Consider the following 20,027-nt stretch of genomic DNA (forward strand, 5'->3'; position numbering starts at 1 on the left):
GGCAGTGGAGGGTGCCAACGGGCCGGTCGTCTCGCCGTCGCTGACCGCTGATCTCGCGGACCTGGATCCCGAGATCGCAACACGCATCGATGCGGAGCTCAGCCGCCAGCGTGAGGGCCTCGAGATGATCGCGTCGGAGAACCACACCGCCCAGGCCGTCATGCAGGCACAGGGCTCGGTCCTGACCAACAAGTACGCCGAGGGATATCCCGGAAAGCGCTACTACGGTGGGTGCGAGCACGTCGACGTCGTCGAGCAGTTGGCGATCGACCGGGTCAAGGACCTCTTCGGCGCGGGTTTCGCGAATGTGCAGCCCCACTCCGGTGCGCAGGCCAATGCCTCCGTGATGCACGCCCTGATCCGGCCGGGAGACACCATCCTCGGGCTGAACCTCGCGCACGGCGGGCACCTGACCCACGGGATGAAGATCAACTTCTCCGGTCGGCTCTACGACGTGGCCGCCTACGGGGTGGACCCCGAGTCGCACCTGGTGGACATGGCCGAGGTGGAGCGACTGGCGGTGGAGCACCAGCCCAAGCTGATCATCGCCGGCTGGTCCGCGTACCCGCGCCAGCTGGACTTCGCCGCCTTCCGGCGGATCGCCGACAAGGTGGGTGCCTACCTCCTCGTGGACATGGCCCACTTCGCCGGGCTCGTGGCCGCCGGACTGCACCCCTCCCCGGTTCCGCACGCCCACGTGGTCACGTCCACGACGCACAAGACGCTGGCCGGCCCGCGCGGCGGGATCATCCTCTCCAACGACGCCGATATCGCCAAGAAGATCAACTCCGCGGTCTTCCCGGGGCAGCAGGGCGGCCCGCTGGAGCACGTCATCGCGGGGAAGGCCGTCGCCTTCAAGATCGCCGCCACGGAGGAGTTCCGCGAGCGGCAGGAGCGCACCCTCGAAGGAGCCCGCATCCTCGCCGAGCGCCTGGGCCGTCCGGATGTCGCCGAGCGCGGCATCGGCGTGCTCACCGGAGGCACCGACGTGCACCTCGTCCTCGTGGACCTGCGCAACTCCGAGCTGGACGGCCAGCAGGGCGAGGATCTCCTGGCCTCGATCGACATCACCGTCAACCGCAACGCCGTCCCGTTCGACCCGCGTCCGCCGATGGTCACCTCGGGTCTGCGCATCGGTACGCCGGCGCTCGCCACCCGAGGCTTCAGCACCGAGGCCTTCGTGGAGGTCGCGGACATCATCGCCCTGACCCTCGTGGCCGGCACCCAGCAGGGGCCGGCCGACACCGCAGTCCTCGACGAGCTGCGGGACCGCGTCCTCGCACTCGCCCGGCAGCACCCGCTCTACCCCGACCTCGCGCCCCTCTCAACCCCGATCGGAGCCTAAGACCATGGCCGAAAAACTTCCGGAGCACCCGGACTTCCTCTGGCACAACCCCGACCCCAAGCCCTCCTACGACGCGATCATCGTCGGAGGCGGCGGTCACGGCCTGGCCACCGCGTACTTCCTCGCGAAGAACCACGGGATGACGAACATCGCGGTCCTGGAGAAGGGCTGGCTCGCCGGCGGGAACATGGCGCGCAACACCACGATCATCCGGTCGAACTACCTGTGGGACGAGAGCGCGGCGATGTACGAGCACGCGCTCAAGCTGTGGGAGACCCTGCCCGAGGAACTCGAGTACGACTTCCTGTTCAGCCAGCGCGGCGTGATGAACCTCGCCCACACGCTCGGGGACGTCCGGGAGAGCATGCGCCGCGTGGGTGCGAACCAGCTCAACGGCGTCGACGCGGAGTGGCTCGACCCGAAGCAGGTCAAGGAACTTTGCCCCATCCTGAACATCAGCGACAACATCCGCTACCCGGTCATGGGCGCCACGTACCAGCCCCGTGCTGGTATCGCCAAGCACGACCACGTGGCCTGGGCCTTCGCCCGCAAGTGCGACGAGCTCGGCGTGGACATCATCCAGAACTGCGAGGTGACCGGGTTCGTCAAGGACGGCAACAGGGTGACCGGCGTCAAGACCACCCGCGGGACCATCAACACCGAGAAGGTGGGTCTGTGCGCAGCAGGTCACAGCTCGGTCCTGGCGGAGATGGCGGGTTTCCGACTGCCCATCCAGTCCCACCCGCTCCAGGCCCTCGTCTCCGAGCTGCACGAACCCGTCCACCCCACGGTGGTCATGTCCAACCACGTGCACGTCTACGTCTCCCAGGCCCACAAGGGCGAGCTCGTCATGGGCGCCGGCGTGGACTCCTACAACGGGTACGGCCAGCGCGGCTCGTTCCACGTCATCGAGCACCAGATGGCGGCCGCCGTCGAGCTCTTCCCCATCTTCGCCCGGGCGCACGTCCTGCGGACCTGGGGCGGGGTGGTGGACACCACGCTGGACGCATCGCCGATCGTGGGGACCACGCCCGTGGAGAACATGTTCGTGAACTGCGGCTGGGGCACCGGAGGTTTCAAGGGCACGCCGTCCGCGGGCTACACCTTCGCCCACACCATCGCGACCGGGACGCCGCACGAGCTCAATGCGCCCTTCGCGCTCGAACGCTTCGAGACCGGCGCCCTGATCGACGAACACGGCGCAGCCGCCGTGGCCCACTAGCCGTCGTCCGCGACCTCCGATCCCAGAAAGAAGAAGCACATGCTGCTCATCTCCTGCCCCAACTGCGGCTCCCGTGACGAGACCGAGTTCCACTACGGTGGCCAGGCCCACGTGCCCTACCCGGAGAACCCGGACGAACTGACCGACCGGCAGTGGGCCGAGTTCCTGTTCTACCGCGACAACACCAAGGGCTCGTTCGCCGAGCGCTGGCTGCACAGTACCGGGTGCCGCCAGTGGTTCAACATGCTCCGCGACACCGTCACCTACGACATCCAGGCCATCTACCCGATGGGTGCGCCGCGGCCCGTGCCGGACGCCGGTGAGCCGGCCGACTTCGGCACCGCCAGCCTGGCCCCCGACAGCACCACCACGGGAACCACGGGCCCGAGTGTCGCCTCGACCGACCTCGGCCCCGCGGAACCCGCCGCCACCGCCCCGAAGGGAGCAATGAAGTGACTTCCCAGAATTCCCGCCTCGCCGAGGGCGGGCGCATCGACCGCACCATCTCCTGGCGTTTCACCGTCGACGGCGAGGAACTCTCCGGGCACCCGGGGGACACCCTCACCTCCGCCCTGCTGGCCAACGGCCGGATCGCGGCGGGCGACTCGCTCTACGAGAACCGCCCCCGTGGCATCGTCTCCGCCGGCGTGGAGGAACCCAACGCCCTGGTCCGCATCTCCCCGCGGTTCCCCGGCGATGTCGCCGAGTCCATGCTCCCGGCGCCCACGGTGACCCTCGTGGACGGGTTGAAGACCGAGTTCCTCAACGGCCGCGGGCGTCTGGACCCGGAGGAGGACCGCGCCGAGTACGACAAGAAGTACATGCACACGGACATCCTGGTGGTGGGCGGCGGACCGGCGGGCCTCATGGCCGCGCGGGAGGCCATGCGCACCGGCGCCCGCGTGATGCTGCTCGACGACCAGTCCGAGCTGGGCGGATCGCTGCTGTCGGGCTCCACGGCTCCCGAGCTGGCGGAGACCATCGAGGGCAAGCCCGCGCTGGCCTGGGTGAACGACGTCGAGGCCGAACTGGTCTCGGGTGCAGAGTGCACCGTGCTCAACCGCACCACGGTCTTCGGAGCGTACGACGCCAACTACATCATCGCGGTCCAGAACCGCACCGACCACCTCTCCAGCCCGGCGCCCCCCGGGGTGTCCCGGCAGCGGATCTGGCACATCCGTGCCTCGCAGGTCATCCTCGCCCCCGGCGCGCACGAGCGCCCGCTGGTGTTCGAGAACAACGACCGCCCGGGCATCATGCTCGCCTCCGCGGTACGCACGTACCTGAACCGGTACGCCGTCGCGGCCGGGCGCAAGGTCGTCATCAGCACCACCAATGACAGCGCGTACGCCCTCGCCGCGGATCTCACTGCAGCCGGCATCGAGGTCGCGGCCGTCGTCGACGCCCGTCCCGAGCACTCGGACGTGGCCTCGGCCGCGGCGTCGGCGGGTACCCGGGTGCTCGTCGGCAGCGCGGTGGCCGACACCTCGGCCTCCGCGGACAATCGGCTCGACGGCGTGACCGTGCGCGGCATCACCGACGACGGTGAGCTCACCGAGACCGTCGAGGAGATCGCGTGCGACCTGCTGGCGGTCTCCGGCGGGTGGAGCCCCGTGGTGCACCTCCACTCCCAGCGCCAGGGCAAGCTGCGCTGGGACGACGAGCTCGCGGCCTTCGTGCCGAGCACCGTGGTGCCCGACCAGCAGTCCATCGGCTCCGGCCGCGGCAGCTTCGCCCTCGAGGACTGCCTCGCCGAAGGTGGCGCCGCGGGCCTGACGGCCGCGATCGCCGTCGGGTCGAGCGACGCGACGGCGCCCGGCGCGCCGGCGGAGCCGACCGCGTCGGCCCCCACCCGCCAGCTGTGGCTCGTCCCGGGTCAGACCGGGACGCCGGACGAGTGGTACCACCACTTCGTCGACTTCCAGCGGGACCAGACCGTGGCCGACGTCCTGCGCTCCACGGGCGCGGGCATGCGGTCCGTGGAGCACATCAAGCGCTACACGTCCATCAGCACGGCCAACGACCAGGGCAAGACCTCGGGCGTGAACGCGATCGGCGTGATCGCCGCGGCCCTGCGCACGGCGGGCGAGGCCTCCCGCGGTATCGGGGACATCGGTACCACCACGTACCGCGCACCCTTCACCCCGGTGGCCTTCGCGGCACTCGCGGGCCGCCAGCGCGGGGAGCTGTTCGACCCCGCGCGGAAGACGTCCATCCAGCCCTGGCACGAGGCCCACGGCGCCCTGTTCGAGGACGTTGGGCAGTGGAAGAGGCCGTGGTACTACCCCCAGGACGGGGAGGACATGGATGCGGCTGTGCTGCGCGAGTGCGCCGCCACCCGCGACTCGGTGGGCTTCATGGACGCCACCACGCTCGGCAAGATCGAGATCCGCGGCAAGGACGCCGGTGAGTTCCTGAACCGGATCTACACGAACGCGTTCAAGAAGCTCAAGCCCGGCTCGGCACGCTACGGCGTGATGTGCACCGCGGACGGCATGATCTTCGACGACGGCGTGACCCTGCGCCTCGACGAGGACCGGTACTTCATGACCACGACCACCGGCGGCGCCGCGAAGGTGCTCGACTGGCTCGAGGAATGGCTGCAGACCGAGTGGCCGGAACTGGATGTGCAGTGCACGTCCGTGACGGAGCAGTGGACCACCATCGCCGTCGTGGGACCTAAGTCCCGCGCGGTACTCGCGAAGGTGGCCCCCGAGCTCGACGCCGACGGCGGACTGGACGCGGAGGCCTTCCCGTTCATGACGTTCCGGGAGACCACGCTCGCGTCGGGTGTACGGGCGAGGGTCTGCCGCATCTCCTTCTCCGGTGAGCTGGCCTACGAGATCAACGTGCCGGCCTGGTACGGGCTCAACACCTGGGAGTCCGTCGCGGCCGCCGGGGCCGAGTACGGGATCACGCCGTACGGCACGGAGACCATGCACGTGCTGCGTGCGGAGAAGGGCTACCCGATCGTGGGCCAGGACACCGACGGCACCGTCACCCCGCAGGACGCGGGCATGGAGTGGGTGGTCTCGAAGGTGAAGTCCTTCATCGGCAAGCGCTCCTACGCCCGGGCCGACGCCCAGCGCGAGGACCGCAAGCACCTGGTCAGCGTGCTGCCCGCCGACGGCAGCTTCAGGCTGCCGGAGGGGTCGCAGCTCGTGGCGAAGGGCGCCTCCACCGATCCGGCCGAGGGCCAGGTCTCCATGGAGGGCTTCGTCACCTCCAGCTACCACAGCGCGGCCCTCGGCAGGTCGTTCGCGCTGGCGCTGATCAAGAACGGGCGCGGACGGATCGGCGAGACTCTCGTGGCCGTGGCCGGAGACAGAAGCGTCGACGTCGTCGTGTCAGATACCGTGCTATTCGACCCCGAAGGGACCCGCAAAGATGGCTAAGACCACAGCTCACACAGTACGAGACAACGATCTCTCCCGCAGGACGAGCCCGGCCGCACCGCTCGCGGACGCCTTCGAGGCCGGCTCCGTGGCCGGCGTCGTGGAACTGCGCGAGGAGCCCTTCCTGACCATGGTGGGCCTCCGGGTGCAGCGGGGGACGGAGGTCGGCGAGCGCATCGCCGCGGTCACCGGCGGTCTGCCCGAGGCCTCGGGCGGTGTCAGCGGCAACGAGGACAGCTCCGTGCTCTGGCTCGGCCCCACCGAGTTCCTGGTGGTGGCTCCGATGGAGGCCCACGAGACGCTCGGCGGCACCCTGATCCAGTCGCTGCGCGACGCGCTCGGCGACGGAGCGGGGCAGGTGGTGGATCTCTCCGCCAATCGCACCACGTTCGAACTGACCGGGTCGCGGGCCCGTGCGGTCCTGGAGAAGGGGTGCTCGCTGGACCTGCACCCCCGTGTCCTCGAGGCGGGCACGGCGCTGTCCACGGAGATCGGCCAGATCCCCGTGGTCCTCTGGAAGACCGGTGACGAGAGCTTCCGGATCTTCCCCCGTGCCTCGTTCGCGGACTTCCTGGGCCGCTGGCTCCTCGATGCGATGCGCGAGTTCGCCTCGCCCGAGGTGCCCTGAATGGCACTGAGTGTCCTGGATCTGTTCTCCGTCGGCATCGGGCCCTCGTCCTCCCACACCGTGGGCCCGATGCGGGCGGCCAAGCTGTTCGCCGACGGGCTCGAGGAGGACGGCGTCCTGGGCTCCACCCGGCGGGTCCAGGCCGAACTGTTCGGCTCCCTCGGCGCCACGGGGCGGGGCCACGGATCGGACAAGGCGGTGGTCCTCGGCTTCAAGGGACTGCTGCCCGAGACGGTCGACACGGCGGCGGCGGACGATCTCGTGGCAGCCGCGGCCCTCGATGCGGAGCTCTGGGTGGGAGGCAGCCAGCGCGTCGACTTCAACTGGGACGAGGACGTGGTGCTGCACCGGCGCAAGTCCCTGCCCGCCCACCCCAACGGGATGACCTTCCGCGCGCTGGATCATGCCGGTTCGGTCCTCACCGAACGGAGCTACTACTCGATCGGCGGCGGCTTCGTGGTGGACGGCGATGCCGACGCCGCCGACCGCGTGGTGGCCGACTCGACCGTACTGCCCTATCCCTTCACCTCCGCCGACGAACTGCTCGAGATCTGCAGTCGTGAGGGGATGTCCATCTCGCAGGTGATGCTCGCCAACGAGCTGACCTGGCGCACGGAGGAGGAGCTGCGCGAGGAACTGCTGAGCCTCTGGGCCGTCATGCGTGAGTGCGTGGACAACGGCTGCGCCGCCGAGGGGATCCTCCCCGGCGGGCTCAAGGTGAAGCGCCGCGCGCCGGCGCTGTACCAGACGCTGAACGCCGATCTCGGCGTGAGCGATCCGCTGCGAGCCATGGAGTGGGTGAATCTGTTCGCGCTCGCCGTGAACGAGGAGAACGCGGCCGGTGGCCGTATCGTCACGGCCCCGACCAACGGCGCCGCGGGCATCATCCCGGCCGTGCTTCACTACTACACGAAGTTCGTCCCGGGCGCCGACGACGACGGCGTGGTCACCTTCCTCCTGACGGCGGCCGCCGTCGGGATCCTGTTCAAGCTCAATGCCTCGATCTCCGGGGCCGAGGTGGGCTGCCAGGGAGAGGTCGGATCGGCCTGCTCCATGGCCGCGGCAGGCCTGTGCGAGGTGCTCGGCGGTACGCCGACGCAGGTGGAGAACGCGGCGGAGGTGGGGATCGAGCACAATCTCGGTCTCACCTGCGACCCCGTCGGCGGGCTGGTCCAGATCCCGTGCATCGAGCGCAACGCGATCGCCAGCGTGAAGGCGATCAACGCGGCGCGCCTGGCCCTGCACGGCGACGGCAGTCATAAGGTGTCTCTGGACAAGGCGATCAAGACCATGCGGGAGACCGGTGCCGATATGAAGTCCAAGTACAAGGAGACCTCCAGGGGTGGCCTCGCCGTGAACGTCATTGAGTGCTGAGATGGCCCGGAGTGACGAGGCGGCGGACGAGTACGTCCTGACACTGGACTGCCCGGACAGGCCGGGTATAGTCCACGCGGTGTCCGGGTTCCTGCTGGAGCACGGGTGCGACATCCTGGACAACAAGCAGTTCGGGGAACGCTCTCAGAGGCACTTCTTCATGCGCCTGCACGTCCGGGCCGAGGGCGGTCCTTCCGCCGAGGACCTCCGGGAGGCGTTCGGCGCGGTCGCGGAGGAGTTCGGGATGCGGTGGCGGCTGGAGCCGCACAGCGCCCGACGTCGCGTGCTCATCATGGTCTCCAAGTTCGGGCACTGCCTCAACGACCTGCTGTTCAGGACGAGGAGTGGTGAACTGAACGTGGAGGTGGTGGCCGTGGTGTCGAACCACACCGATCACCAGAGGCTCGTGGAGTGGCACGGCATCCCGTTCTTCCACGTGCCGGTGACGGCGGACACCAAGCCGGCCGCGGAGGAACGCCTCCTCGAGCTGGTGGAGGAGTTCGAGGTGGAGCTCGTGGTGCTGGCCCGGTACATGCAGGTCCTCAGCGACGGGCTGACCCGGAAGCTGGACGGCCGGGCGATCAACATCCACCACTCGTTCCTCCCGAGCTTCAAGGGAGCCAAGCCCTACCACCAGGCGTACGAGCGCGGTGTGAAGACGGTCGGGGCCACGGCCCACTACGTCAACAGCGAGCTGGACGAGGGCCCCATCATCTCCCAGCAGGTGGTGGAGGTCGATCACACCTACGGGCCCGAGGACCTCGTCGCGGCGGGCAGGGACACCGAGTGCAAGGCGCTCAGCAACGCGGTGCGCTGGCACTGCGAGGGCCGCGTGATCCTGCAGGGCAACAGGACCGTGGTCCTGCGCTAGGAGTACCACGCGAGCAGTGCGGAGAAGGCCGACCGGACCACCGGTCGGTCTTTTTCGTGGCCCGTTCCGGGGATCACGGGATCGGAGTGCCGGAACCCTTGACTGTGATCCTGCCCACTCCTATGGTTGTGCAACAACGTTGCAATACGTGCAACCTGACGAAGGGGTGGGTCCATGCCGCAGCACGACGACGAACGGAGGTCGGTCCTGATGAGCTCGTCCTCCACCGGCCTGGACGAGCAGTCCGCCCCGGTCACGGTGGATGCCAGCACGCGCCGACGCGTCGTCGCCGCGAGCTTCATCGGCAATTTCGTGGAGTGGTTCGACTACGCCGTCTACGGCTATCTCGCGGTGACCATCGCCGCGGTGTTCTTCCCCGACTCCGATCCGCAGACGGGCCTCCTGCTCACATTCGCGCTCTTCGCCATCTCCTTCCTTGTGCGTCCGATCGGCGGCTTCGTGTGGGGCCACATCGGCGACAGGGTGGGACGGCGGACCGCGCTCTCCCTCTCGATCCTCATCATGTCCGGTGCCACGTTCTGCATCGCGCTCATCCCCAGCTACGCCATCATCGGCATCTGGGCGCCCATCCTCCTCCTGCTCCTGCGCGTGGTCCAGGGCTTCTCCGCGTCGGGTGAGTACGCCGGGGCGTCCGCGTTCCTCGTCGAGTACGCCCCCGAGAAGAAGCGTGGTCTCTACGCGGCGGTGGTGCCAGCCAGCACGGCGGCCGGGCTCCTGCTCGGCTCGCTCATCGCGGGTCTCCTGACCACGCTGCTCGACGACGACGCCATGAGCAGCTGGGGCTGGCGACTGCCCTTCCTCCTCGCGGCACCCATGGGCCTGATCGGGCGCTACATCCGGACAAAGCTCGAGGACACCCCGGTGTTCCGGGAACTCGCGGCGGAGGACGAGACCATCAAGGCACCCGTTGCCAGCCTGTTCCGGCTCCACTGGCGCCTCCTGGTACGGGCGGGTGGCGCTGTGCTGCTCAACGCCGTCGGCTTCTACGTGATCCTCAGCTACATGCCCACGTATCTATCCGCGGAGCTGGGCCTGGGTGCCACGGAGTCCTTCCTCGCCACCACCATCGCGCTGATCACCTACATCGGCTTCATCTTCCTGACCGGGGCGCTCTCCGACCGTTACGGCAGGAAGAAGGTGCTCATCTCGGCGTCCGTCACCTTCATCCTGCTGACCGTACCGGCCTTCGCCCTGCTCGGGACGGGGAACTTCCTGATCATCGTCCTCGTGCAGATCCTCCTCGGCGCCATGCTGACGCTCAACGACGGCACCCTGCCGTGCTTCCTCGCGGAGATGTTCCCCACCCGCGTCCGCTACACCGGGTTCGCGGTCAGCTTCAATCTCTCGAACGCGATCTTCGGCGGTACCGCTCCGTTCGTGGCGACGTTCCTCATCGCCACGACGGGAAGCGACCTGGCTCCCGCATGGTATCTCGTGGCCGCAGCGGTCGTCTCCCTGATCGCCGTCGCACTGTCGCGCGAGACCTCCGCCGAACCCCTGCGCCACGAGTAGCCGGAGGTCACCGCGGGGCGGACCCGTCGGAGCGGTGGGGAGTTCGCCCTGCCGGCCGGCGGGTCCGCGCCATGAACAGCGAGGCCGTCACGGCGGCGAGGACGAAGCCGACGCCGATGATCCACAACAGGCCCCACCAGAAGTAGAGCGGACGACCGGCGTCCGCTACCGACACCAGGACGCCGGCCCGGACCGCGAGGTAGAGCAGGGCGGAGGCCAGCAGGCTGCCGACACCCAGCGTCCAGCAGAGCACGAGCCAGCGGCGTGAGGAGCCCCAGCCGGCGTGCGGCGCCTGCCGGCCTGGGCTTCCCGGGGCGTCCGTCAGCAGGATCACCGGTCCGGCGAGGAGCACCCAGCCGCCGACCACGAGCAGGGCAGCCACGACGTCCGCCGGACGGTGCCAGAGGTTGACGAAGGTGGCAGCGCCCGCGAGCACCGCGTACGCCCCGCCCAGCACCGCGGTGACGGGACGCCACCTCGGTGTCACGATCAGGAAGACGGCGGCCGCCGTGGAGGCGGCGAGGGCCGTGTGCCCGGACGGCAGGGAATTGAAGTCCAGCGTCTGGACGCCCCGGTCGGGCCGGTCGAGGACCACGTTCTTCAGCACCTGCGTGGTGATGTTCGAGGCGACGATGACGAGGCTCACCACGACCGCAGCAGCGTAGCGGCGGCGCAGTACCGCGACGAACAGGATGGCCGCGGCCGCGAGGACGAGCGAGATGGTGGGGAGCGTGTCCAGGAACTGCAGGAACGGACCCTTCGTCTCCGGTGCGAGCAGCCCCGCCTCGCGCCACGCCGACTCGTCGGCGAACTGTCCCCGCGTGGTCCGGACGAAGGCCCAGTAGGTCCCACCGAGGGCGGCGGCGCAGGTCAGCGCGGCGAGGACGAAGGGGAGTGGGGACCCGGATCGGCCTGCGGGGCTAGTCGTCGACGGCATCCCACCGATCGTTCCACATGCAGCTGTGAGTTCCTGCAGGCGGCTGTGGGACCAGGCGGCAGCCATCGGCCTGTCAGGGCCGTGTTCTACGCTTCGTAGTGGTCTCCTGTCCCAGGTGTCCGTCGTGCCCGTCCTACCGTCGTTGGAGCATCATGCCTCTCAGCTCGATCCCGCGCCCCGCCGATCTGGGCCACCGCGTCCGCAACGCGTTTCGTGCCCGGGTCTCCGGTGATCCCACCGGGGCACCCGACTGGGTGCGCGACATCGCCCTGGTGGGGGAGGGCCCGGGCTTGTTCGAACCCGAGGGCGTCGTCTGGCAGGTCCACGGTGGTCTTTCCACCCTGGTCGGCGGCGTCGCGGCCCTCCTCGGCCAGGGTGCACACCCGCTGGCGATGGCCGGGGTCGCACGGCACTCCTCCTACCGCAGCGACCCCTGGGCCCGCCTGGCCGGGACCGCGCGCTGGCTCACCATCACCACCTTCGGCTCCGCGGAACTCGCCGAGCGGGACTCGGCACGGGTCCGCCGCATGCACGGGCGGGTCCAAGGCACCACGGACGACGGCCGCGACTACTCCGCCTCCGACCCCGCACTGCTCCGCTGGGTGCACCTGGCCTTCACCGATGCCTTCCTCGGGGCCCACGAGGCCGTCGGCCACGACCTGGCCCCACGGTTCGGCCGCAACTGGGCCGACACCTACGTCGCCGACTGGTCCCGCAGCGCCCGGACCCTCGGAGCCGAGGACCTCCCGCTCAACCGCCGGGAACTCGCCGAGGCACTGCGCGCGCTGGAGCCCGAACTCGAACCCGTCCCCGCCGAGCTCCTGACCTTCCTCTCCGCCCCGGACGGGCTGAACCGGGCCGAACGGATCTTCTACAGCGGCATCGCAAGCGCAGGAGCGCTGGTCATCTCCCCGTCCGTGGCCCCCCTCGCCGGGGTGCCCGGCCGCGGCGACCGTTCACTCGCACGTCGCCTCCGGTTGCAGCGCACCCGCCTGCAGTTGCGAACCTTCCAGCTGGCCCTCGGCCCGCACAGTCCCTCCGTGGACGCGGCGCGCTACCGGCTCGGCCTCGCCGGCCGCCCGGACTGGCTCAACTGAACCCCGCCCGCACCGGCACTCACCCAGGCAGCCCGGCGTCCTGGTCCTCGACACTGCCGATCGCTGAACGCTCACGCCGGTGGTCGATGATGGAGCGGATCAGGAACGCGGCTGCAGCCAGAACCATGGCAAGGAGCGACGCGGGCCCCCATCCTGCCGGTAACCGCTCGGCGAGGATCGTCACGCCGATCCCGAAGACGAGTGAGGCCCCGAACAGATAGCGGCTCCAGAGACTCATGACCAGTCGTTCTGGCGGCGGAGCGCGATGATCGCCTTGGCGACGTACACGACGGCCAGGACCGCGATCAGGCCGAAGCCGATCATCAGGTACCAGGCGTTGACCCTCGAGAAGGTCATCACGGTGATCAGCGCGAGCATCGTACCCGCGAACCCATGGATCACCGCGTCGCGCTTCGAGTTGTGTGATCGTGGTGGTGTCTGTGCTTGTTCGTTCGTCCCCATGGTCATGGTCACAACTCTACGGAGGTGTCGTAGCCGGCGCCCGTAGGTGTTCGACGTTCTCGTGCGCCCGACGGCCCGCCGCGCTCCCGTACCCTGAGGGCGTGAGTTCCCACCCTGACGCCCGGCCCGGCTCCGGCATGGACGACGACACCCCCGTGCCCGCCCTCGAGGAGGTGACCGCCTCCGCGCGCGTGGTCGCGATCCCCATGCGCGTGAAGTTCCGCGGGGTCCTCGAGCGCGAGGCCCTCCTGGTCCGCGGACCTGCCGGCTGGGGGGAGTTCTGCCCGTTCCCCGAGTACGACGACGCCGAGGCCGCACCGTGGCTCGCATCGGCGCTGGAGGCCGCGTGGCAGGGGTTGCCCGCGCCTGTGCGCTCGTCCGTCCCCGTGAATGCGACGGTGCCCGCCGTCGGGCCGGACCGGGTGGAAGCCGTCCTGTCCCGCTTCGGAAGGGTCTCCGCGGTCAAGATCAAGGTCGCCGAGCGCGGCCAGCGCCTCGCCGACGACGTCGCCCGGGTCGCGGAGGTACGTCGCCTCCTCCCCGACGCCGGCATCAAGCTCGACGCGAACGGCGGCTGGACCGTGGACGAGGCACTCCGGGCCGTCGAGGCGCTGGACCGTTTCGGGCTGCAGTACGTGGAGCAGCCGGTGGCGGACATCCCGGGCCTGCGCTCGGTGCGCCTCGAACTGAGGCGCCGCGGGAACGGGGTGCTCGTCGCCGCCGACGAGAGCGTGCGGCGCCAGGAGGACCCGCTGCTCGTGGCACGCGAGGACGCGGCCGATCTGCTGGTCATCAAGGCGCCACCCCTCGGAGGTGTCCGGCGGGCCCTCGACATCATCGCGCAGGCGGGTCTCCCCGCCGTCGTCAGCTCGGCGCTGGACACGTCCGTGGGCATCCGCTCCGGGGTGGCACTCGCCGCAGCGCTGCCGGAGCTGCCCTACGCGTGCGGTCTCGCCACGGTCTCGCTCATGGCCGGCGACGTGACGGAGTCCTCGCTGGTCCCGGAGGGCGGCGCCCTACCGGTCCGCGAGGTCGAGGTGTCGGAGGCACTCCTGGACCGCTTCGCTGCAGCGCCGGAACGCAGGCGATGGTGGCTGGACCGGCTCCGCCGCACGCACGCCGTCCTGTCGGGATGACGGCTGGGAGGACGGCTCGGGTGGTGACGGTCGGGGTGATGACGGTCGGACGATAACAGCTGGGGTGCTGACGGCTGGGACGACGCCGACCGGGGTCGGCGTTCCGCCGCGGCCGAGCGACACCCCTCGGACCACCCCGCAGGGTGTGAGGATGGGAGCGTGACCGAATCAGCGACCCGCCCCGATGCTCCCCTCGATTCCGCGACGGCGGCGGCCCGGGCGGTCGCCGCTCTGATCGCGGGCGGCGTCACCGACGTCGTCGTCGCCCCGGGGTCCCGCAGCGCGCCGCTGGCCTACGCGCTCGCCGACGCCGAGGCCGCCGGGCACGTGCGCCTGCACGTGCGTATCGACGAACGTTCCGGATGCTTCACGGCACTGGGGCTCGCGCTCGGAGCGGATCACCCCGCGGCCATCGTGACGACGTCGGGCACCGCCGTGGGCGAACTGCTACCCGCCGTCATGGAGGCCAATCACGCGGCGGTGCCCCTCGTGGTGGTGTCGGCCGACCGGCCCGCCGAACTGCGGGGAACCGGGGCCAACCAGACCACCGTGCAGCCGCAGCTGTTCGGCGTGCACGTACGCGCGGACTTCGACGTCGCCGCCGGGGACGACCCGACCGGTCCCGTCACGGCGGCACTCCGGGCCGCACTCGGCGGCGACACGGGTGACACCCCGCGTGGCCCCGTGCACCTGAATCTCGCGTTCCGGGATCCGCTGGTCCCCGACGGCCGAGCCGCGCCCGACGCCGACACCGCCACCGATGCCGACACCGCCACCGACACCGACACCGATGCCGACATCGCCAGCGTCACCGACACCGCCAGCGTCACCGGCACCGGCAAGGTCACCGTGTCACCGGCGGCGTCGCCCGTGCGGGCCACGATCGGGACGACGTCGGCGGACGCTGCCGTGTCGGCTGCGGCTGGGCGGAGTTCGCTCCCGCAGGCGCGCGACGACGCGCGCACGGTGGTCGTCGCGGGGCACGACGCCGGCGGGGTCGCGGCTGCGTTCGCCGCCCATCTGGAGCTCCCGCTGCTCGCCGAACCGTCGTCGAACGCCCGCTCCGGCAGCAGCGCCGTCGCCGCCTACCGCCTGCTCCTCGAGCAGCTCGGGCCGAGCATCACGCGGGTGGTCGTCTTCGGGCGGCCCACCCTCTCCCGGCCCGTCGCAGCACTCCTGGCGCGGTCCGACGTGGAGCACGCGCTTTACCTGCCCGGCCCCGTCGCCTGGTTCGAGGAGGGTCGCCGCCCCGAGCGGATCATCGACGAGCTGTCGGAGCTGCTCCTCTTCGCCGGACGCGGCGCGGCTGGCTGGCTACGGACCTGGCAGGACGCCGGAGCACGGGCGCAGGCGGCCGTCCGTGCCGTGCTCGACGGCGAGCAGGAGCTCACGGGACTGCAGGTCGCCGAGATGGTGTGGGCGGGTACTGCGGGCAATCTGGTGCTCGGCTCCTCGAATCCCATCCGGGACGTGGACCTCATGGCAGCCACGGACCACCATCCACTGGAGGTCTTCGCCAACCGCGGGCTCGCGGGCATCGACGGCACGGTCTCGACGGCCACGGGCATCGCGCTCGCGACGGGCGTCCCCACGCGTGTGCTGCTCGGGGACCTGACCTTCCTGCACGATGTCGGCGGGCTGCTGATCGGCACCGGGGAAGTGCGGCCGGAGCTGCAGCTGGTAGTGCTCAACGACGGCGGAGGCGGGATCTTCGGTCTGCTCGAGCACGGCGCGGAGTCGACGACGGACCGCTACGGCGCTGCCGTCGAGCGACTCTTCGGCACTCCGCACGCCGTCGACGTCGCCGCACTGGCCGCCGCCCATGAATTGCGATACGAGCGGGCGACGAGCACCGGAGAGCTGGAGGTGGCGCTGGAACGGCCCATCCGGGGCCGCTCCCTCCTCGAGATCCGGACGCAGCGCAGCTCGCTCCGCGATCTCCATGCACGCATCCGCCGCGCCGTGCTGGACGCTGCGGCCGACGTGGATGCGGCGGCGGAGCTGGACGGCTAGAGCACCTTCGAGAGGAACGACTGCGTCCGCTCGTGCTGCGGGTTCCCGAGGACGTCCTCGGGCACGCCCTGCTCCACCACCACGCCGCCGTCCATGAAGACCACGCGGTCGCCCACCTCCCGGGCGAAGCCCATCTCGTGCGTGACGACCATCATGGTCATCCCCTCACGGGCCAGCTGCTTCATGACCTCCAGCACATCGCCCACGAGCTCAGGATCCAGGGCGCTGGTCGGCTCGTCGAAGAGCATCATGTCCGGGTCCATGGACAGTGCCCGGGCGATGGCGACGCGCTGCTGCTGACCACCCGAGAGCTGCGTGGGGAAGGCGTCCGCCTTCTCGGACAGACCCACTTTCTCCAGGTTCTTCCGGGCGATCTCGGCCGCCTCCTTCTTGCCCCGCTTCTTGGCCCGCCGCTGCGCGAGCGTCAGATTCTGCAGGACCGTCAGGTGCGGGAAGAGATTGAACTGCTGGAAGACGATGCCGATGCGCGTCCGGACGGCGTCGAGATCCGTCTCGCTGTCGGTGATGTCGATGCCCTCCACCACGATGGTGCCGCTGGTGGGCTCCTCGAGCCGGTTGACGCAGCGCAGCAGCGTCGACTTGCCGGAGCCGGAGGGACCGATCACGCAGACCACCTCGCCCTGGTCCACGTGGAAGTCGATGCCCTTGAGCACCGCGTTGCTGCCGAACGTCTTGCACAGCTCGCGTACCTCGATGGCGGGTGCAGCTGCTGCCGATCCGCGCCCTGTCTCCTCCGATGCTGTGTGGGACATCGGGATCACCGGCCTCTCTTGTTGTGTCGTTCGAGCTTCGCCACCAGCTGTGTGAGCGGCAGGGTGATGACCAGGTACAGGAGGGCCGCGACCACGAGCGGGGTCGCGTTGGCCGTGCTCGAGAGCCCGTCACGCGCGAACGTGGTCAGTTCCCGCTGGTCCAGGGCCATGCCGACGATGAACAGCAGCGAGGTGTCCTTGATGATGATCACGAGCTCGTTGGTCAGCGGCGGGGTGATGATGCGGAAGGCCTGCGGCAGGACCACCGTGATCATGGTCCACAGCGGATTCAGGCCGAGCGATCGTGCGGCCTCCGTCTGCCCCTTCGGAACCGCCTCGATGCCGGCGCGGATGGTCTCGGCGATGTAGGCGGAGGAGACGATGACGAGGCCGATCAGACCGGCACCCGTGCTGCCCCCGGGCGGCTGCCAGGAGAGGGCGATGGGGACCGCGAAGGCGAAGGCGAAGATCACCAGCAGTGCCGGGAGCCCGCGGAACAGTTCGATGAAGCCGGTGGCGAACCACCGGTACGGCAGCACGGGCGAGAGCTTCATGAGGGCGAGCAGGAGTCCGAGGAGGACGCCGCCCACGAAGGCGATCAGGGTATAGATGACGCTGTTCTTCGCGGCCGTGAGCACGATCTCGGGGAACAGCGAGGCAGCGACGTCGGGGTTGAAGAAGTAGGGCTGGATCCGCTCCCAGTCGGCGGCCAGCACGACGAAGAGGACCACTGCGACGAACACGACGTAGAGGAGGCCCTGGATGAGCCGCCTGCGGGTTGAACGTTTCACGCGCGGGGCACGCCTTCCTTCGGTGGGGATGCCCGCGCGGCCGGAGATCGCCCCGGCCGCACGGGCGGGGCCGGGCTACTCCGAGAAGTAGGAGTCGTAGATCTCCTGGTACCTGCCGTCGTCCCGCATCGCGGTGAGCTGCTCGTTCACCGCGGCGACGAGATCCTCGGTGCCCTCCTTCGACATCGCGAAGCCGTACTGCTCGTCCGTCTCGTACTCCTCGGCGATGGTGAAGGCGCCGTCCTCGGTGTGCCCGATGTTGACGGGCAGGTCCTGCAGCAGCGCGTCCACGCCGCCGGCCTGGATGGACGCGTACATCTCGGCGTCGGAGGGGAAGGAGATGATCTCCGTGTCCTCCGGCGCGTTCTCTTTCGTGTAGTTCTCACCGGTGGTGCCCTGCTGTACGCCGACCCGCATCCCACCCAGGTCGTCTATCGCGGCGATGTCGGAGCCCTCGGGGACCAGCAGGGACTGCAGCGAGTCGTAGTAGGGGTCGGAGAAGGCGAGATTGGCCTTGCGATCCTCGGTGATGGTCATGGCACTGGCGCCCACGTCGCACTGGCCCGCACCGAACGCGACGCCACTCTGCAGGCCGTCGAACCCGACGTCCTGCACGGTGAACTCGAGGTCCATCCCCGTGGCGATCTCGCGCATGATGTCCATGTCGAAGCCGGTGTACTCGCCGTCCTCCTCGAACTCGAAGGGCGGGTAGGGGACGTCCGAGCAGACGGTGAGCGATCCTTCGGAGACGAGGTCGAGGCCGCCGGCCCCGGCGCTGGGGTCGGAGCCGGCGTCGTCGGAACCTCCGCCGCACGCGCTGAGGAGGAGGGTACCGGTGGCGAGTGCCGCCAGCATTGCGCTTCTGCTGCGATTCATGAATGCCTCACTTGGACGGGAGCGGAGAATGTCCTGCTGATTGTAGCGACGATCGTTGAGATGTGCGTCACAGGCTACAGGTTTTGCCTATTGGTAACCAGATCGAGATCAGCGACGGATGCCGAGGGCCTCGATCATGGGCCGGAACTTGCTCCAGGTCTCCGCCAGTTCGGCCTCGGGGGTGGAGCCCTCCACGATGCCGCAGCCGGCGTAGAGCCGCACGCGGGTGGGCGTCTCGATCACGGCGCCCCGCAGCGCGATACCCCACTCACCGTTGCCGGCGGCATCGATCCAGCCCACGGGACCGGCGTAGGGCCCGCGCTGCAGGTGCTCGAGTTCGCGGATGAGCGCACCCGCGACGGTGGTCGGCGTACCGCAGACCGCCGCCGTCGGGTGCAGCGCCTGTACGAGCGCCAGCGAGGTCGGCACGTGTCCGTCGTCGTCCGCCGTCAGGCTGGCGGTCACGTCCGAAGCCAGGTGCCACACGTTGGGCAGCTGCAGGACGAACGGTGCGCTGTGGGAGGTCATGGAACTCGTGAACGGAGCGAGGGTCTCGGTGAGCGAGTCGATGGCGATCTGGTGCTCGTGCAGCTGCTTCTCGGACCCGGCGAGGACCCTCTCGGCGTAACCGGGATCGTCGGCCGGCGCGTCGGCCCGATCCAGCGTCCCGGCCAGCACCCGCGCCTCGGCCGCGTTGTTCTCCACCTTGATGAGCATCTCCGGCGTCGAGCCGATCAGGCTGTCGACGGCGTAGGTCCAGCAGTCCTCGTAGCGCACGGCGAGCTCACGCAGAACGCGTGCCGTCGCCACCGGCTGCTCCAGCTCGGCGACGATGTCGCGCGCGAGCACGAGCTTGCTGAGCTCGCCCCTCCGGACGTGCTCGACCCCCTCGGCGACGGCCCGCGTGTACTGGTCCTCGGTCAGGACGCCGGGAGCCAGGCGGTCACCCGGGCTGGGGGAGCGGTCGATGGCCGGCTCCAGGAGCCAGGCGGCCAGGGCTGCCTCCGCGGCCGCCGCACTCAGGTCCGCCTCGGGATCGCGGGTGATGTAGGTCAGCCAGCTGCGACCCTCGGTGCACCCGACCACCACCTCGGGGACGATCAGGCGCGAGGCGTGCGGGGAGGTCTTGGAGAACGCGAACGAGCCGAAGGCGATCAGGCCGGAACCGGGGATACCGAGCTCGTCGACCACCTGGGCGCCGGCCAGCTCGCGCCGCCACCAGTCCTGCGCCCGCGTGAAACGGTCCGGTCCGGTCACCGTGAACCGGGTGATCTCCCCGTATGCCACCAATCCGCCACCTCGCCGGATCCAGGTGTGCGCGTCGTCGCGCACCACGTACTCGAGGAGGCCTGTCCGTGGGTCCAGGTCCTCACGAGCCACCGTGATACTGCGGAGCCCGCTGGACTGTCCGGGCGCAGGCGTCAGCGCGGTGAGGGACGGAGTGCTCATGATTCCCCAGCGTACTCCGGGGCGCTGATCCGGACCGCCCGCTGCCGTGCCGGGACCGGGGTGGAGGCCGGCGCCGGCCTCCACGGCGACCGGGGTGATCGTGATTGGGTCACCCGGGTTTGTTT

The 20,027-nt window shown here is 69.8% G+C and carries 18 protein-coding genes; 11 read left to right on the forward strand and 7 right to left on the reverse strand.

From position 1 onward, the window contains the following. Nucleotides 1-4 precede the first annotated feature (4 nt). The 8 genes from glyA to Q0747_RS09675 all read left to right on the forward strand — a co-directional run bounded on the left by glyA (nucleotide 5) and on the right by Q0747_RS09675 (nucleotide 10,368). On the forward strand, nucleotides 5-1,345 hold the full coding sequence (glyA, locus tag Q0747_RS09640; RefSeq protein WP_298254169.1) for a serine hydroxymethyltransferase: 1,341 nt from the start codon (nucleotides 5-7) through the stop codon (nucleotides 1,343-1,345). 4 nt (nucleotides 1,346-1,349) lie between these two features. Then, nucleotides 1,350-2,567 carry a sarcosine oxidase subunit beta family protein gene (locus Q0747_RS09645; RefSeq protein ID WP_298254035.1) on the forward strand — a complete coding sequence of 406 codons (1,218 nt, stop codon included), beginning with the start codon at nucleotides 1,350-1,352 and terminating at the stop codon, nucleotides 2,565-2,567. Between the two features lie 39 nt (nucleotides 2,568-2,606). Beyond that, on the forward strand, nucleotides 2,607-3,023 hold the full coding sequence (locus Q0747_RS09650) for a sarcosine oxidase subunit delta (RefSeq protein ID WP_298254037.1): 417 nt from the start codon (nucleotides 2,607-2,609) through the stop codon (nucleotides 3,021-3,023). Then, complete coding sequence (locus Q0747_RS09655; protein ID WP_298254039.1) at nucleotides 3,020-5,962, forward strand: sarcosine oxidase subunit alpha family protein; 2,943 nt, start codon at nucleotides 3,020-3,022, stop codon at nucleotides 5,960-5,962. The genes Q0747_RS09650 and Q0747_RS09655 overlap by 4 nt, the downstream gene beginning before the upstream one ends. Further along, nucleotides 5,955-6,590 (forward strand): sarcosine oxidase subunit gamma, encoded by a 636-nt coding sequence (locus tag Q0747_RS09660; RefSeq protein WP_298254041.1) that lies wholly within the window; start codon nucleotides 5,955-5,957, stop codon nucleotides 6,588-6,590. The genes Q0747_RS09655 and Q0747_RS09660 overlap by 8 nt, the downstream gene beginning before the upstream one ends. Beyond that, nucleotides 6,591-7,964: an L-serine ammonia-lyase gene (locus tag Q0747_RS09665; protein ID WP_298254043.1), complete on the forward strand. Its 1,374-nt coding sequence runs from the start codon at nucleotides 6,591-6,593 to the stop codon at nucleotides 7,962-7,964. A 1-nt stretch (nucleotide 7,965) separates the two neighbouring features. Next, entirely contained in the window at nucleotides 7,966-8,835 is an 870-nt protein-coding gene (purU, locus tag Q0747_RS09670) for a formyltetrahydrofolate deformylase (protein WP_298254045.1), read from the forward strand. A 210-nt stretch (nucleotides 8,836-9,045) separates the two neighbouring features. Further along, the gene (locus tag Q0747_RS09675) at nucleotides 9,046-10,368 is read left to right on the forward strand and encodes an MFS transporter (RefSeq protein WP_298254171.1); all 1,323 of its coding nucleotides are present in this window, start codon (nucleotides 9,046-9,048) and stop codon (nucleotides 10,366-10,368) included. A gap of 7 nt (nucleotides 10,369-10,375) precedes the next feature. Here the strand turns inward: Q0747_RS09675 and Q0747_RS09680 are convergent, their stop codons facing one another. Continuing rightward, nucleotides 10,376-11,305 carry a phosphatase PAP2 family protein gene (locus tag Q0747_RS09680; protein ID WP_298254047.1) on the reverse strand — a complete coding sequence of 310 codons (930 nt, stop codon included), beginning with the start codon at nucleotides 11,303-11,305 and terminating at the stop codon, nucleotides 10,376-10,378. 152 nt (nucleotides 11,306-11,457) lie between these two features. On the opposite strand from Q0747_RS09680, the gene Q0747_RS09685 reads away from it, so the two are divergent. Continuing rightward, complete coding sequence (locus Q0747_RS09685; protein WP_298254049.1) at nucleotides 11,458-12,402, forward strand: oxygenase MpaB family protein; 945 nt, start codon at nucleotides 11,458-11,460, stop codon at nucleotides 12,400-12,402. Between the two features lie 19 nt (nucleotides 12,403-12,421). Here Q0747_RS09685 and Q0747_RS09690 read toward each other — a convergent pair whose 3' ends face one another. Both Q0747_RS09690 and Q0747_RS09695 read right to left on the reverse strand, forming a co-directional pair. Continuing rightward, entirely contained in the window at nucleotides 12,422-12,640 is a 219-nt protein-coding gene (locus Q0747_RS09690; RefSeq protein WP_298254051.1) for a hypothetical protein, read from the reverse strand. Continuing rightward, nucleotides 12,637-12,870, reverse strand: coding sequence for a hypothetical protein (locus Q0747_RS09695; protein ID WP_298254052.1), 234 nt, complete (start codon nucleotides 12,868-12,870; stop codon nucleotides 12,637-12,639). Before Q0747_RS09695 ends, Q0747_RS09690 begins: the two co-directional genes overlap by 4 nt. Nucleotides 12,871-13,001: 131 nt before the next feature. Here Q0747_RS09695 and Q0747_RS09700 point away from each other — a divergent pair, with 131 nt between their 5' ends. Beyond that, nucleotides 13,002-14,000 (forward strand): o-succinylbenzoate synthase, encoded by a 999-nt coding sequence (locus tag Q0747_RS09700; RefSeq protein WP_298254172.1) that lies wholly within the window; start codon nucleotides 13,002-13,004, stop codon nucleotides 13,998-14,000. A 159-nt stretch (nucleotides 14,001-14,159) separates the two neighbouring features. Further along, entirely contained in the window at nucleotides 14,160-16,013 is a 1,854-nt protein-coding gene (gene menD / locus Q0747_RS09705) for a 2-succinyl-5-enolpyruvyl-6-hydroxy-3-cyclohexene-1-carboxylic-acid synthase (RefSeq protein WP_298254054.1), read from the forward strand. Here the strand turns inward: menD and Q0747_RS09710 are convergent. The 4 genes from Q0747_RS09710 to Q0747_RS09725 all read right to left on the reverse strand — a co-directional run bounded on the left by Q0747_RS09710 (nucleotide 16,010) and on the right by Q0747_RS09725 (nucleotide 19,902). Then, entirely contained in the window at nucleotides 16,010-16,786 is a 777-nt protein-coding gene (locus tag Q0747_RS09710) for an amino acid ABC transporter ATP-binding protein (RefSeq protein ID WP_298254056.1), read from the reverse strand. The genes menD and Q0747_RS09710 overlap by 4 nt on opposite strands. A 5-nt stretch (nucleotides 16,787-16,791) precedes the next feature. Further along, on the reverse strand, nucleotides 16,792-17,577 hold the full coding sequence (locus Q0747_RS09715) for an amino acid ABC transporter permease (RefSeq protein ID WP_298254058.1): 786 nt from the start codon (nucleotides 17,575-17,577) through the stop codon (nucleotides 16,792-16,794). 75 nt (nucleotides 17,578-17,652) lie between these two features. Continuing rightward, the gene (locus Q0747_RS09720; protein ID WP_298254059.1) at nucleotides 17,653-18,453 is read right to left on the reverse strand and encodes a transporter substrate-binding domain-containing protein; all 801 of its coding nucleotides are present in this window, start codon (nucleotides 18,451-18,453) and stop codon (nucleotides 17,653-17,655) included. 108 nt (nucleotides 18,454-18,561) lie between these two features. Then, nucleotides 18,562-19,902: an isochorismate synthase MenF gene (locus Q0747_RS09725; RefSeq protein ID WP_298254060.1), complete on the reverse strand. Its 1,341-nt coding sequence runs from the start codon at nucleotides 19,900-19,902 to the stop codon at nucleotides 18,562-18,564. Nucleotides 19,903-20,027: the final 125 nt, after the last annotated feature.

The organism is uncultured Arthrobacter sp. (assembly GCF_947493765.1).
Lineage (GTDB): Bacteria > Actinomycetota > Actinomycetes > Actinomycetales > Micrococcaceae > Arthrobacter_D.

Excerpts from the sequence above, each read along its gene's own strand:
- Q0747_RS09725 (WP_298254060.1), bottom strand. The coding sequence starts at position 19,902 with ATGAGCACTCCGTCCCTCACCGCGCTGACGCCTGCGCCCGGACAGTCC.
- Q0747_RS09695 (WP_298254052.1), bottom strand. The coding sequence starts at position 12,870 with ATGACCATGGGGACGAACGAACAAGCACAGACACCACCACGATCACAC.
- Q0747_RS09690 (WP_298254051.1), bottom strand. The coding sequence starts at position 12,640 with ATGAGTCTCTGGAGCCGCTATCTGTTCGGGGCCTCACTCGTCTTCGGG.
- Q0747_RS09720 (WP_298254059.1), bottom strand. The coding sequence starts at position 18,453 with ATGAATCGCAGCAGAAGCGCAATGCTGGCGGCACTCGCCACCGGTACC.
- Q0747_RS09650 (WP_298254037.1), top strand. The coding sequence starts at position 2,607 with ATGCTGCTCATCTCCTGCCCCAACTGCGGCTCCCGTGACGAGACCGAG.
- purU (WP_298254045.1), top strand. The coding sequence starts at position 7,966 with ATGGCCCGGAGTGACGAGGCGGCGGACGAGTACGTCCTGACACTGGAC.
- Q0747_RS09700 (WP_298254172.1), top strand. The coding sequence starts at position 13,002 with ATGGACGACGACACCCCCGTGCCCGCCCTCGAGGAGGTGACCGCCTCC.
- Q0747_RS09660 (WP_298254041.1), top strand. The coding sequence starts at position 5,955 with ATGGCTAAGACCACAGCTCACACAGTACGAGACAACGATCTCTCCCGC.
- Q0747_RS09665 (WP_298254043.1), top strand. The coding sequence starts at position 6,591 with ATGGCACTGAGTGTCCTGGATCTGTTCTCCGTCGGCATCGGGCCCTCG.
- Q0747_RS09675 (WP_298254171.1), top strand. The coding sequence starts at position 9,046 with ATGAGCTCGTCCTCCACCGGCCTGGACGAGCAGTCCGCCCCGGTCACG.
- Q0747_RS09680 (WP_298254047.1), bottom strand. The coding sequence starts at position 11,305 with ATGCCGTCGACGACTAGCCCCGCAGGCCGATCCGGGTCCCCACTCCCC.
- Q0747_RS09685 (WP_298254049.1), top strand. The coding sequence starts at position 11,458 with ATGCCTCTCAGCTCGATCCCGCGCCCCGCCGATCTGGGCCACCGCGTC.
- Q0747_RS09645 (WP_298254035.1), top strand. The coding sequence starts at position 1,350 with ATGGCCGAAAAACTTCCGGAGCACCCGGACTTCCTCTGGCACAACCCC.
- Q0747_RS09710 (WP_298254056.1), bottom strand. The coding sequence starts at position 16,786 with ATGTCCCACACAGCATCGGAGGAGACAGGGCGCGGATCGGCAGCAGCT.